The sequence below is a fragment of the Corynebacterium zhongnanshanii genome (assembly GCF_014490575.1).
Classification (GTDB): domain Bacteria; phylum Actinomycetota; class Actinomycetes; order Mycobacteriales; family Mycobacteriaceae; genus Corynebacterium; species Corynebacterium zhongnanshanii.
Genome location: NZ_CP061033.1, coordinates 683,714 through 697,012 on the forward strand (window position 1 = coordinate 683,714; position 13,299 = coordinate 697,012).

The window sequence follows — 13,299 nt, forward strand, 5'->3', positions numbered from 1 at the left end:
GCCGCTCACAACCTCGCCACCCGAACCTGATAAGGAGCCGTAGTATGCCAACCCCCGCCACCGAATCGATCCGTTTGCGCCTGCAGTGCGATGGCGGGTCCCGCGGAAATCCTGGTCGTGCCGGGGCCGGGTCGACATTATCCGACGCCGGCGCGGTCATTCACGGTGCTGGCGAAGAAATTGCGGCGCGTTGGGAGTTTATTGCGTCGGCGACCAACAATGTGGCGGAGTATCGGGGTCTGATCAACGGCTTGGAGCTCGCCAAGGAGGTCGGCGAGCGCCGGGGAGTTGCGCCCGCCGATGTGGCCGTGGATGTGTTCATGGATTCCAAGTTGATCGTGGAGCAGATGAACGGCCGATGGAAGATCAAGCACCCGGACATGAAGCCGTTGGCGGCTGAGGCGAAGAAGCTGCAGGGGCAGTTGGCGTCGGTGAGTTTTACGTGGGTTCCGCGCGCGCAAAATAAGCGGGCTGATGAGTTGGCGAATCGGGCGATGGATGATGGGGAGTCCGGGCAGTGGTTTAGCCAGGATGTGGTGTCTGAGCAGGGTGCAGAGACAGAGCGGCAGGGCGCAGGCACAGAGCCTCAGAACACAGATGCCCAACCGCAGGAAACGTCTCCTGACGAGCACGATGCTCAGGCTATGGCGGTGTCCCGTACCCGGTTTGTGTTCGTAGCCTGCGGCACGACCACCAAGGAGCCACCGGCGGGTGGTTTGACGCCTCGAGCGCAGCGTTCCGTGGAGTACCTGGCTTCCCGCGGGAGAGTGGATGCGGTGTATCCGGTGGGGAAGTCCGCCAGGAAGGCTGCGCAGGAGATGACGGATCAGATGGGGCGGTTCGCACAGCACTCTAGCCTCCGCAGCGAAGCTCCTCAGTTGAAGGAGTGTGCGGACCTGGAGCGGAAGTCCAGCACAAAGATCGAGGCAGCGATGGGAAGCATCGAGGAGAAGCTGCCCGGCAAGACCATTGCGCTCGTGGGCCACCCCGATGCCTTGGCCCGGCTAATCGGGTGGGTGTTGGGATCGGTCCGCACTGCCAGTTCGCGCATCTATCTGGATGATGGTTCCTTGTCCATCGCGGAGTGGATGCGGGGGAAGGACACTACCCCTATGCTTCGCCGTCTCAACGATGTTCATCATCTGCGGTAGGGTGTAGATCGGCTGAGACAATCGGGTGATCGCGGCGCGCGGAACGGGCAAGTCATTGCACACGCCGCGCGCGGAGGAAAGTCCGGACTCCATAGGGCACGGTGGTTGCTAACAGCAACCCAGGGCGACCTGCGGGCTAGTGCCACAGAAAAGTACCGCCAGTGATACTGGTAAGGGTGAAAAGGTGCGGTAAGAGCGCACCAGCGTTCCAGGTGACTGGGACGGCTCGGTAAACCCCACTGGGAGCAAGGTCAAGAGGCAGCATTACCCCACATTTGCCACTCAAGCAGTGTGTGGCAGTGCTGCCCGGTTCTAGGGCGGCCCGTCTGATTGAAGAACCAGGTAGACCGCTTGAGGCCACCAGCGATGGCTGGTCCAGATGGATGATCACCTCGCGCCGCGTCGGCCATTCGTGGCGGCGGCGTATGACAGAATCCGGCTCACAGATTGTCTCAGCCGTTTATACTTTCGGCCGCTTAAGTTTTCAGCTACTGAAGCACCCCAGGCCCCTCAGCGTTCGCGTAGACTATCAACCATGTCTGAACAATGGTGGTTTGATATCGCAACGGGACAGGTCAGCCAGGACAAGGCCAGCGGTTGGGAAAACCGCATGGGGCCGTATTCCTCCAAGGAGGAAGCGCAGAACGCGCTGGAGATCGCGCGCAAGCGCAACGAGCAGGCCGACGACTACGACGACGAGGACTAGCCTCCACGGAGCCCAGCGTTAGAAGCAGTGCTCCTCCGCCGGGAAGGTTCCCTCGGCCACTTCGCGCTTGTAGTCGGCGGCGGCTTGGGTCATTGTGGCTCCCACGCTGCCCCATTGCTTGGCGAACTTCGGGCGGTGTCCGCCGGCGGGGAATGCGACCATGTCGTGCCACACCAGCACCTGTCCGTCGCAGTGTGGGCCGGCGCCGATGCCGATAGTTGGCACGGGGCATTCTTCCGTGATCTCTTGGGCGATGGCGGCGGGCACCATTTCCATCACCACGAAGTCCGCGCCAGCTTCCGCAACGGCGCGCATGTCCGCCTTGAGCTGTTCTGCTCCCGCGCCGCGCCCTTGAACCTTGAATCCGCCGAGTGCGTTGACGGACTGTGGGGTGAATCCGATGTGCGCACAGACGGGGATGCCGGCGTTTTTCAGCGCCTTGATGCGTGGGGCGATGCGCTCGCCACCTTCGATCTTCACGCAGTGCCCGCCGCTGCGTCGCATGATTTCTGCTGCCGACGCCACAGCCTGCTCATCCGAGGCCTCGTATGTGCCGAAGGGAAGGTCCACAACAACGAAGGCGTTGCCCGCTCCTCGGACAACCGCCGCGGCGAGGTAGCACATTTCGTCCATAGAGACTTGCTGGGTGGCGGTGTAGCCAAAGACTACGTTCGCGGCGGAGTCGCCCACCAGGATCATCTCAATTCCGGCTTCTGCGAAGGCTACGGCGGTGGAGTAGTCGTAGGCCGTGACCATGGCAAACGGGGTGCTGTCTGGGCCTTTGCGGGCTTGGAGGTCTGACAGGCGGATTTGCTTGGTGGGGACCATGTAGCCCTGGGGTACGTCGTGCGATGAAGTCTGGGAGCTGTTGTGGGCAGAAGTCATAGTGTTCATTGTGCCACGCGTGGTGTGTGACCTTTCCACTAGTATGGGGTTCATGAATCGCCAACAGGAATATGTTCTTCGCACGTTGGAGGAACGCGACATTCGTTTCGTGCGCCTCTGGTTTACTGATATCCAGGGTTATTTGAAGTCTGTGGCGTTGGTGCCCGCGGAGCTTGAGGGGGCTTTTGAGGAGGGCATTGGCTTCGACGGTTCTGCGATTGAGGGCTTTTCCCGTGTGGCGGAATCGGACACGATCGCGTTGCCGGATCCTTCCACGTTCCAGATTTTGCCGTTTTCGGAGGCTGCCGATGGGCAGCTTTCGGCGCGGATGTTCTGTGACATTGTCACGCCGGATGGTGAGCCGTCGTGGGCGGATCCGCGGCAGGTGTTGCGCCGTCAGATGAAGGCGGCAGCAGATCAGGGGTTCACGTGTTATGTGCATCCTGAGATTGAGTTTTTCTTGGTGCGCAGCATTGATACGGACGGCCAGGAGCCGGTGCCGACGGACTTCGGTGGCTACTTCGATCAGGCCGTGACGGATGAGGCCCCGGGCTTCCGTGCGAATGCTATTTCTGCGTTGGAGCGGATGGGCATTTCGGTGGAGTTTTCTCACCATGAGACGGCGCCGGGCCAGCAGGAGATTGATCTTCGTTTTGCCGATGCGTTGACGATGGCGGACAACATCATGAGTTTCCGTTATTTGATTAAGCAGGTTGCGCGCCAGGGTGGGGTGCGTGCAACGTTTATGCCGAAGCCGTTTAAGAATTACGCGGGTTCGGCGATGCATACGCATATGTCGTTGTTTGAGGGCGACGATAATGCGTTTCACGATCCTGATGATGAGCTGGATCTGTCTCCTACGGCGAAGTCCTTTATGGCGGGTATTCTCCACCACGCCCCGGAGATGACGGCGATCACGAACCAGTGGGTTAATTCCTACAAGCGCATTACCTCGGGAGATGAGGCTCCGCGGTCGGCTGCGTGGGGTGCGTCGAACCGGTCGGCGCTCATTCGTGTGCCGATGTACAACAAGGGCAAGGCGGCCTCCCGCCGCATTGAGGTCCGTTCACCGGATTCCGCATGCAACCCGTATTTGACCTACGCGGTGTTGATGGCCGCGGGATTGAAGGGCATCCGGGATGGTTATGAGCTGCCGAATCCTGCGGAAGAGGACGTGAATCTGATGACGCGTCGCGAGCGTATCGCGTCCGGTTTCAAAGATTTGCCAACCGATTTGGATTACGCCCTGCGGGAAATGGAAAAGTCTGAACTGGTGGCCGACGCATTGGGCGAGCACGTGTTTGAGTTCTTCTTGCGCAATAAGTGGAGTGAGTGGAACGACTACCAGACTCAAATCACTGCCTGGGAACTTCGGAATAATTTGGCGTTCTAATGACTCGACCACGCTCCTCCCGCTCAACAATTCCGTCTCACCGCGTGCTGGGGCTCAGCGGTGCGCATGCTCAGCAGGACCTCATTGATCTGGAGTGGACTGACGAAGAGCATGTGCCGATCCTGTGGGCGCTGGCCGCCACGGGCGACCCCGACCTGACCCTCAATAACGTGGTCCGCTTGTGTGCCGCGCTGGAGGATGCGCAGTCACGTGGTGAGGACCTCAGTCAGGGCGCGGGAGGTGAGGCGTGTGGTGAGATCCCCGACGCCACACTCGCCACACTGCACCGGATGCTGGTGGAGAATGCGGAGTATCGTGCTCGGCTCTTTGCGTTGTTTGGTTCCTCCACCATGTTGGGAGATCACATTGTTGCGAATCCGGATCAGTGGGTTCGCTTGGCGAAGGATCTTCCTACACGCGATGAGATGATGGATCTGATGCTGGGGGTTGTGGACGCCCAGCACGTTCCCGAAGCCGGAGAGCTGGTGTACCGCGCCGGCGTGGTGGGGCCTGAGGCCGATGAAGCGCTGCGGACGCAGTACCGCACGCTGTTGGCGCGCATTGCGTCCTTGGATGTGGCGAGCACGACGGTGCACCGCGGCCAGGAGAGTTCTGAGCCTCTGGAGTTTGAGGTGGTCTCTGGTCTGTTGTCGGATGCGGCCGATGCCGCGCTGACGGCCGCGTTGGCGGTGGCGTGCGCGACCGTGTTTGGCCGCGCCGGGTCGGAGGAGACGCAGGAGGTTCCGGGGCACCTGGCGGTGCTCGCGATGGGCAAGTGCGGTGCGCAGGAGTTGAATTACATCTCCGACGTGGACGTGATCTTCGTGGCAGAGCCTGCCGACGCGAAGGCCACTCGCTGGGCAGGAGAGTTCATCAATATCGGCAGCCGTCTGTTTTTCGAGGTGGATGCGGCCCTGCGCCCGGAGGGCAAGGCCGGTGCCCTGGTGCGCACGCTGGATTCTCACGTGAAGTACTACGACCGGTGGGCACACACGTGGGAGTTCCAGGCGCAGCTGAAGGCCCGGCCGATGGCCGGGGACCTGGAGCTGGGGCAGGCTTATGTGGATGCGTTGGCTCCGAAGGTGTGGACGGCGTCGGAACGGGAAGACTTCGTTCCGGACGTGCAGGCGATGCGCCGGCGTGTGCTGGATAACGTGCCGGAGGACCTGCGTGAGCGTGAGTTGAAGCTGGGCCAGGGCGGCTTGCGTGATGTCGAGTTCGCGGTGCAGCTTCTGCAGCTGGTGCACGGACGGACGGACGAGAATCTGCGTGTTCTGTCCACAGTGAAGGCCCTGCGGGCTCTGGTGGATGGTGGCTATGTGGGCCGTGAAGACGGCCAGACGTTGGTGAAGAACTATGAATACCTTCGCCTGCTGGAGCACCGCCTGCAGCTGCAGCGCTTGAAGCGCACGCATGTGCTGCCGCCGGCGGATGACGAGGCAACACGGACGTGGTTGGCGCGTACCGCCGGCTGTCGCCCGGAGCAGGAGCGCACACATGCGGAGCAGCTGGATGCGGAGGTGCGCCGCACGGCGCGCGAAGTCAAGCAGCTGCACACGAAGCTGTTCTATCGGCCGCTGCTGGCCTCGGTGGCGGCTCTGGACGCGGATGTGGTGCGCTTGTCGAAGGACGCGGCGATCAGGCAGTTCCACGCGCTGGGCTTCTACTACCCGGATCGTGCCTACGAGCACTTGACTGCGTTGGCGTCCGGCACGTCACGCAAGGCGAAGCTCCAGGTCATTATCCTGCCGAGCTTGCTCGGCTGGTTGGCCGAAACCGTGGATCCGGATACTGGTTTGCTGAACTACCGTCTGCTGTCTGAAAAGGCGAAGGACCGCCCGTGGTTCCTGCGGCTGCTGCGCGATGAGAGCATCGTCGGCCAGCGTCTCATGCACATTCTGGGGACGTCGCCGTATGCGTCGGATTTGCTGATGAACTCCCTGGATTCCATCAAGCTGCTCTCCGATGGCGCCAATGGTCCGAAGTTCATGGACCGTGAACCATCCGTGGTGACGCACTCCCTGGTCGCGGCCGCGGGGCGTTATAGCGATCCGGATAAGGCGATCGAACGCGCGCGAAGCCTCCGCCGCGCGGAGCTGGCGCGCATTGCCATCGCCGACCTGCTGGGGTTCATGGATATCGAGAGCGTGTGCCAGTCCCTGTCCTGGGTGTGGGACGCAGTGCTCGAGGCCGCCCTGCATGCGGAGATCACCGCATGGGAGGACCGCAAGGCCATGAACGCGCCCGCCCGGATTTCCGTGATCGGCATGGGCCGCCTGGGTGGTGCGGAGCTGGGCTATGGCTCCGACGCCGATGTGATGTTTGTGTGTGAGCCGGTGGAGGGCGTGGAGGAAAACGACGCCGTCCGGTGGGCCATCCGGATTGTCGACCAGGTCCGTACGCGCTTGGGCCGTCCAACGCAGGATCCGCCGTTGGACGTGGACGTGGACCTGCGACCCGAGGGTCGCAGCGGTGCGGTGGTGCGCACGTTGGAGAGCTATCGCCGCTACTACGAAGAGTGGGGTGAGGTCTGGGAGTACCAGGCGTTGCTGCGGGCCACGTGGATCGCGGGCGATAAGGATCTGGGTATCCGCTTCCTGCACATGATCGACCAGTTCCGCTACCCGCCCGGCGGGGTGGGAGACAAGACGGTCCAGGAAGTGCGCCGCATGAAGGCGCGCGTGGATGCAGAGCGCTTGCCGCGGGGTGCGGATAAGAACATGCACACCAAGCTGGGGCGAGGTGCCCTCACCGATGTGGAGTGGACGGTCCAGTTGCTCACGATGATGCATGGCCCCGAGTGCGAGCTTCTGCGCAACACCTCCACGCTGGAGGTGTTGACGGAGCTTGCGAATGCGGAGTTTATCTCCCAGGCGGATGCGGAGATTCTGCGCACGGCGTGGATCACGGCCACGAAGGCCCGCAATGCCCTGGTGCTGGTGAAGGGCAAGCGGAAGGATCAACTTCCCGCTGCCGGTGATGATCTTCGCGCGGTTGCTGCGGCTGCTGGCTGGTCACCCACGGAGTCGCAGGAGTTCCTGGATCGCTACCTGAAGGCAACCCGTAAGGCGCGCCGGGTGGTGGACCGAGTGTTCTGGGGCGAGGACGTGGGACTTGATTTTGAGCATTAGTTTCACAAGCGGCTTAAGGTAGGGTAGGCTAACTTCTTGAGAAAAGGAGGCGAACACGTTCCATGAATGCGGATCACTGGGATCAGGACCACCGCGCATACCTTGATGTAGCACCGTTGGTGGAGAGCACCCGCACTACTATCACCGATGCGCTGCAGCGTTCTCAATGCTGGCAGCGGATGATCGCGCACCAGCTCCCGTTCATCGGGCGCGCCGCCTACCTTGAACAGCACTGGGAGGGCCTGCGAGTGCTGGGCACTGCCTGCGACAAGCTGGGGCTGCATACATTCCACGCGGCCATTGCCGTGCAGCAGGAACAGCTGGGGGCGGCGCTGGATCGCGCTCACGCGACCGCGCGTTGGCGCGAGCATCACGTGACGATGCCGTCCATGTTGCAGTTCCGGCGTCGGATTAATGAATTGACGGAGCAGCGCCACACGGTGGGCATAGCGGCCCAGGCGGTGGTTCGGTTGGTTGCGGCGTCGGCGTGTCCAGCGCCCGTTGATCGGGATCGGGTGAGTATCCCGGCGGTGACGAACGTGTTCAGCGAGGAAGATGAAGAGCTGTTCGCGGAGGAGCTGTCCGCGGCGATGCTGATGGTGATGGCGCATGGGTCGGATGTGTGCCGCGCGTACCCGGATGAGGATATTTCGGCGTCCTGCGCGACGACTGCGGCGGCGATTCGGGCGGCGCTCGCCTAAAGGGCGGACGCAGCTACGGCATGCATTACCGAAGTTTGCCTATCCTAATGTAGTGTTACCTAAGTGGAGACACGGCAGGAGAAAACATCAGCGCAGCGCCTGCGCGAACGGCGCATCATCACCATCACTCTGCTCGCCTTAGGCAGCGTGGCAACCATCGTGCTCAACCTCACCCTGGGGCAGTTTTCCATGTCGCCAGGGGAGGTCTGGAGCCAGGTGCTCGCAGGACCCGGAGGCAGCTATGACGAACACTCGGTAGGGCCGCACAACTCCGTGCTGTGGAACATCCGAGTCCCGCGCCTGATCCTCGGCCTACTGGTGGGCAGTGCGCTCGCCGTTGCCGGCACCATCCTGCAAGGCCTGCTGGGAAACCCCTTGGCCGAACCCGGAGTGATCGGCGTGACCAGCGGCGCCGGCGTGGGAGCGGCCGCCGCCATCGTCTTCGGATGGACCTTCCTGGGAACCGCGACGGTGCCCTTCTTCGCGTTCCTCTCCGGAATCATCACCACGCTGCTGGTGTACCGGCTCTCCCGGTCTCAGGGGAAGGTTCACATCCTCACGCTGATCCTCACAGGCATCGCCGTCAATGCTGTTGCCGGCGCCCTCATCAGCTTCTTCGTGTTTCTCGCCCCCACCAGCGCCCGTGAGGAGATCATCTTCTGGCAGATGGGTTCCTTAAACGGCGCGCAGTGGAAGCACATTGCCACCGTCATCATCCCGATCGTGGGATGCGTTGCTGGCGCCATTGCGATCGCCCGCTGGCTCGACGTGCTGGCGCTTGGGGAGAAGGCCGCCCGGCATGCGGGTGTTCGCGTGGGTGTGATGCGCCCACTGGTGGTGGGCTTGTCCACTGCGCTGGCGGCCGCGGCGGTGAGTTTCGCGGGCATCATCGGGTTTGTTGGTTTGATTGTGCCGCACATCCTGCGCCAAGCCCTGGGTCCCTCGAACCGATGGCTGGTTCCGCTGTCCGCGGTGGGAGGCGCGGTGCTGGTCACTCTGTCTGACCTCGTGGCGCGCACGCTCATCGCCTATGCAGAACTGCCCATCGGGATTTTCACCGCTCTGGTGGGCGGGCCAACATTCTTCATCTTGTTGCGCCGGAACCTGGCGCGCTACGGAGGTGCTCACTAATGGCCATCACACCTATACTCAGCTGCACGAACGTGGGGCTGACCGTCGGCGGCGCTTGCACGCACGAGGTGCTCAAGGGAGTGGACGTGCAGGTCCTGCCTGGCGAAGTGGTGGGGCTGATCGGGCCGAATGGTGCCGGCAAATCCACCCTGTTGTCGGTGCTCTCTGGAGATATTGAACCCGACGCCGGAAGTGTCCTCCTCAAAGGGCGCGCATATTCGTCCTACAGCGATAAAGAGGCGGCTCGCATCCGCTCCGTGATGATGCAAAACACCCAGGTCAGCTTCTCCTTTAGTGTGCGTGACGTGGTCGCCATGGGGCGCAGCGCGTGGGGTAAAGACTCAGATGATGAACAGCGTGTGGCTCACGCTCTAGAGCAGGTTGGGCTCGGAGAGCACGCTGACCGCGACATCACCACCCTGTCCGGTGGTGAGTGTGCGCGTGCGGCACTGGCACGGATTATCGTTCAGGATTCGGATGTGGTGATTCTCGACGAACCCACCGCGGCGATGGACATCGGCCACAGCGAAAAAACCATGCTGCACGTGCGCGACATGGCGGCTAGCGGGAAAGCGGTGCTGGTGGTGATCCATGACCTGGAGACCGCGGCGCGGCATTGCGATAGGGTAGTGCTCCTCAAAGAGGGGGAGGTTGTGGCCCAGGGCATGCCGGCGCACGTGTGCACCTCCGAGAACCTCAGCGACGTGTACGGGTGGCCGGTTGATGTGGCCTACATCGATGGGGTTCCCTGGATCCGTGCGGCGCACGGGCAACGCAGCCAGGACGCACGGGCTGCGGCGTTGGCGTTGGCTCGGGAACGGGCGCAGGGTGCGTGCCCCATGTTCTGACATCGCACACAGCCCACAGGACTCACACACGTCACACGTATCGCGCCAGCTCGGACTACGTGTTCACGGCCAATACGTTCACGCCAAGACATTCACATACGGCACAGACACACAACACATGAAGGATACAAATATGGAATCAACACAGACATCACACTCCAGCTCGCTGGCTCAACGGCTCAAGCAGGAAACCGCTGAGGCCCACACTCGCGCAGAAAACTCGACGTTCATCGTGGACTTGTTGGAAGGAAAGCTGCACAGGGACGCTTTCGTGGCCCTCCAGGAACAGAGCCTGCAATTCTATACGGCGCTGGAACACGCATTGGACACGTTCACCCAGGACCCCTGCGTGCAGTATGTGGCCGATCGGCGCTTGGACCGCGCCGATCGCCTGCGCCACGACGTGGCGGCGCTGGGGGGAAACGTTGACGCACAACCGCTTCCCGCTACCGCCGAATACGTTGCCCATCTGCAGGAGGTTGCCGAGCGTGGGGATACGGTCGCCATGATTGCACACCACTACGTGCGGTATCTCGGGGATCTGTCGGGCGGACAGGTGGTTGCCTCGAAGATGAAAAGCCTGCTGGGAATCCCCGATGAGGCCTTGAGCTTCTATGACTTCACGGCCATCGGCAAGCTTAAGCCCTACAAGGACACATATCGCATGGCGTTAGATAAACTGCAGACTATCTTGAGCGGCGAGGAACAGGACGCCCTGGTAGCAAGCGCGGGTACTGCCTTCATCCTTAACCAGAAGGTGTTCGTCGACCTGGGCAAGATCCACTGTCAGTAGTGGATCTGCGGTTAAAGGACACACACTGTGTCGTTTCACCCACAAAGAAAGGGTTCAGCCCCGCTGGTGACCAGCGGGGCTGAACCCTTTTAGCTGCTCGTACGAGCGGTGGGGGGTGATTAGCGGTGGAGCCACGGAGTGTGGAGCAGCAGGTGGGTGATCAGTCCGATCAGTCCCAAGGTTCCCAGGAAACCGACCAGGACTCCTGCTACGCCGTTGAACTTGGCAAACAGGCTGGTGAAGAAGTTTCCGCTGCCGGCAGGGGTCTTGGGCTCCTCAACCTTTGGAGGTTCCGGGGTGGAAGGCTCTTCGACCTTTGGATCCTCAGGCGTCTTGGGCTCCTCAACCTTTGGAGGCTCCGGGTTGGAAGGCTCCTCGACCTTTGGATCCTCCACCTTTGGATCCGCAGGCGTCTTGGTCTCCTCGACCTTCGGCTCCTCGACCTTTGGGTCCTGTGGCGTCGAGGTCTCTTCGACCTTTGGCTCCTCGACCTTCGGCTCCTCGACCTTTGGGTCCTGTGGCGTCGAGGTCTCTTCGACCTTTGGCTCCTCGACCTTTGGCTCCTCGACCTTTGGTTCTTCAGGCTTGCTGGTGTCTTCGACCTTCGGCTCGTTGGTCTTCGTGTCCTCAGGCTTGGAAGTCTCTTCGACCTTCGGCTCTTCAGGCTGTTCCGCAGGAGCCGGGCACTCCGCGGCAAAAGTGAAGCTGCCGCTGATAGGAGACGTGTAAATATTGTCGTCTTTGTAGAAGCCTCCGAAGGCAATCTGCCCCGCCTCCGTGAATTGACCTCTACCAGCAGAGGCAAAGTTCACCGTTCCTTCGCTTACGGTGAACGGCTCCGTGAGTGTCCAGGTGGACAGAGTCACAGCCTTGGTGGAGTTCATCTTGCCAACAGTGTGCGTATCCACGTATTCGCGGGCATCTGCGTCAGCGACCAGTTCCAGGGTGGTGCCGTGGGCCTTCAACACGAAGTTTGAGAATTTATTATCCAGGATGTAGTCGCCGCTCTTCTTGTCCTGGTGGCCCTGGAAGTGCAGGGTGCCGTCCACTGCAAACTCTGCCTGGTCAGTGCCGCTCACCGTACCTCGGGTGGAGTTGAAGGTCCACGAAGAGCTCTGGTCGCTACCGTTGGTGGTGATGTCACCGGTGGCCGAAGAATGACCACGGGCGATGGAGCCATGAATGTACCGCACCCAGGAGTCACGGAGATCCCAATTGAAGGTGCCTGCGGTCACGTTGTAGTTCTTGTCGGCGTCGCTGCAGGTCACGGCGCCGGCGGCGTCGGTCTGCGCGGTGGCCATCGGGGTGACGGCACCCATCGCAATGCTGGTGGTGGCGACGGTTGCGATCAGTGCGCGCAGTGCGGACTTCTTCAGGGACTTGTTGTTGATGGTCATGGTGTACCTTTCACACGTGCTTGAGGGGGTTGATGGTGGGTTATTGGTAGAGCGCTTTGGCGAAGGACAGGATCATTTCGCCTGTTTGTGGGCCGAAGCTTAGGGATTGGCTGTCTGGAATGGTGACGATGCGTTGGTTTTTGCCTGCCTCCGTTTCGGACACGCCAGGTTTGGCGAGCAATCCCTCCAGACCGCCCGCGGATTCCAGTCCCTTCGTCATCATGACGATGACTTCGGGATTGATCTTGGCCAGCGCTTCGGCGTTTGCGGGGGTCATGTCGGTAATGCCCGCATCCACCGAGGTGTCCACGCCGCCCACGGAGGAGATCAGATCATCGGTGCCGCTGTCCGGTCCGAGGATGAAGAACACCCCGCCGGTCCCGCGCGCATAGATAAAGGCCATGCGCAGCGGGTTGTCGGGTGCTACTTCTTTGATTTTGGCGATCGCCTCGTCGCGTTCGCGTTCGGCACGTTCCGCTAGCTGTTTGCCTTCCTTCGTGAGTCCAACCACACCCGCGATGTTCTGGATGTCCTCGCCAATGCTGTCCAGGGAGTGGGTGGGGTTGAGCACCACGACGGTCACGCCGGCGTCGCGGATCTGGTCAATGGCCGTATCGGGGCCGATCGAATGATCGACGATCACCAGCGAGGGCCGGAGGTTCAGGATGGCCTCAACGTTGAGGTTGTGCCCACCCTGGGTGACGACGGGGAGGTCGGCCAGGCTGGGCTCCATCGAGCTGACCGTGCGGCCCACGATGTTGTCGCGAAGCCCCAGGCCAGCGATGGTGCGGGAGGTGGTGCCGTAGAGATCCAGCGGCAGGATCCTGCTGACGTCGGTGACCTCCACGTCGTAGCCGTCGGCGTCGGTCAGGGAGACGGGCAGGGTGGGGGTGACGGAGTCGCTGATGGGCGTGACATCGCCGACCAACTCTGCTTCCGAGACGCCCTTCGTGGCTCGCGGATCCTTCTTCGTCCATTGCGCCGTTTGCTCCATCACGGCATCGAAGGATGTTTCCTGCGCCGCCGCCGCGTTCCGTGCGCCGTTGTCTGTGTTGATTCCGCACGACGCCCACAGCATCATCCCGGACAGCATCACCGCTGTGAAGGCCATCTTGCTGAAGGGTTTGCGGAGGGGCCCGTGGGGTGCATTCCTGGTGGTGGGG

11 protein-coding genes and 1 other RNA gene are annotated in these 13,299 nt (G+C 61.8%); 9 read left to right on the plus strand and 3 right to left on the minus strand.

Annotated elements, in window-relative coordinates; translation table 11 throughout:
* Window positions 1–44 precede the first annotated feature (44 nt).
* The 3 genes from IAU67_RS03045 (at window position 45) to IAU67_RS03055 (ending at window position 1,857) form a co-directional block, all read left to right on the plus strand.
* The gene (locus IAU67_RS03045; protein WP_225723583.1) at window positions 45–1,151 is read left to right on the plus strand and encodes a reverse transcriptase-like protein; all 1,107 of its coding nucleotides are present in this window, start codon (window positions 45–47) and stop codon (window positions 1,149–1,151) included.
* Between the two features lie 13 nt (window positions 1,152–1,164).
* An RNA gene (rnpB, locus tag IAU67_RS03050) (RNase P RNA component class A) lies at window positions 1,165–1,610 on the plus strand.
* Between the two features lie 76 nt (window positions 1,611–1,686).
* Window positions 1,687–1,857, plus strand: a complete 171-nt coding sequence (locus IAU67_RS03055) for a hypothetical protein (RefSeq protein WP_187767954.1) — start codon at window positions 1,687–1,689, stop codon at window positions 1,855–1,857.
* Window positions 1,858–1,875: 18 nt separating this feature from the next.
* Here the strand turns inward: IAU67_RS03055 and panB are convergent, their stop codons facing one another.
* On the minus strand, window positions 1,876–2,751 hold the full coding sequence (gene panB, locus IAU67_RS03060) for a 3-methyl-2-oxobutanoate hydroxymethyltransferase (RefSeq protein ID WP_151843025.1): 876 nt from the start codon (window positions 2,749–2,751) through the stop codon (window positions 1,876–1,878).
* Between the two features lie 43 nt (window positions 2,752–2,794).
* Here panB and glnA point away from each other — a divergent pair, with 43 nt between their 5' ends.
* The 6 genes from glnA to IAU67_RS03090 all read left to right on the plus strand — a co-directional run bounded on the left by glnA (window position 2,795) and on the right by IAU67_RS03090 (window position 10,739).
* Window positions 2,795–4,135: a type I glutamate--ammonia ligase gene (glnA, locus tag IAU67_RS03065; RefSeq protein WP_151843026.1), complete on the plus strand. Its 1,341-nt coding sequence runs from the start codon at window positions 2,795–2,797 to the stop codon at window positions 4,133–4,135.
* Window positions 4,135–7,266, plus strand: coding sequence for a bifunctional [glutamine synthetase] adenylyltransferase/[glutamine synthetase]-adenylyl-L-tyrosine phosphorylase (locus tag IAU67_RS03070; protein WP_151843027.1), 3,132 nt, complete (start codon window positions 4,135–4,137; stop codon window positions 7,264–7,266). Before glnA ends, IAU67_RS03070 begins: the two co-directional genes overlap by 1 nt.
* A gap of 62 nt (window positions 7,267–7,328) precedes the next feature.
* A complete protein-coding gene (locus IAU67_RS03075) occupies window positions 7,329–7,967 on the plus strand; it encodes a hypothetical protein (protein ID WP_151843028.1) in 639 nt (212 codons plus the stop codon).
* A 63-nt stretch (window positions 7,968–8,030) separates the two neighbouring features.
* The gene (locus IAU67_RS03080; protein ID WP_151843029.1) at window positions 8,031–9,098 is read left to right on the plus strand and encodes a FecCD family ABC transporter permease; all 1,068 of its coding nucleotides are present in this window, start codon (window positions 8,031–8,033) and stop codon (window positions 9,096–9,098) included.
* Entirely contained in the window at window positions 9,098–9,946 is an 849-nt protein-coding gene (locus tag IAU67_RS03085; RefSeq protein WP_151843030.1) for a heme ABC transporter ATP-binding protein, read from the plus strand. The genes IAU67_RS03080 and IAU67_RS03085 overlap by 1 nt, the downstream gene beginning before the upstream one ends.
* A 118-nt stretch (window positions 9,947–10,064) precedes the next feature.
* Window positions 10,065–10,739, plus strand: coding sequence for a biliverdin-producing heme oxygenase (locus IAU67_RS03090; protein WP_225723584.1), 675 nt, complete (start codon window positions 10,065–10,067; stop codon window positions 10,737–10,739).
* A gap of 119 nt (window positions 10,740–10,858) precedes the next feature.
* Here IAU67_RS03090 and IAU67_RS03095 read toward each other — a convergent pair whose 3' ends face one another.
* Window positions 10,859–12,136 (minus strand): HtaA domain-containing protein, encoded by a 1,278-nt coding sequence (locus tag IAU67_RS03095; protein ID WP_151843031.1) that lies wholly within the window; start codon window positions 12,134–12,136, stop codon window positions 10,859–10,861.
* Window positions 12,137–12,176: 40 nt separating this feature from the next.
* Window positions 12,177–13,247, minus strand: a complete 1,071-nt coding sequence (locus IAU67_RS03100; RefSeq protein WP_225723585.1) for a heme/hemin ABC transporter substrate-binding protein — start codon at window positions 13,245–13,247, stop codon at window positions 12,177–12,179.
* Between the last annotated feature and the right edge of the window lie 52 nt (window positions 13,248–13,299).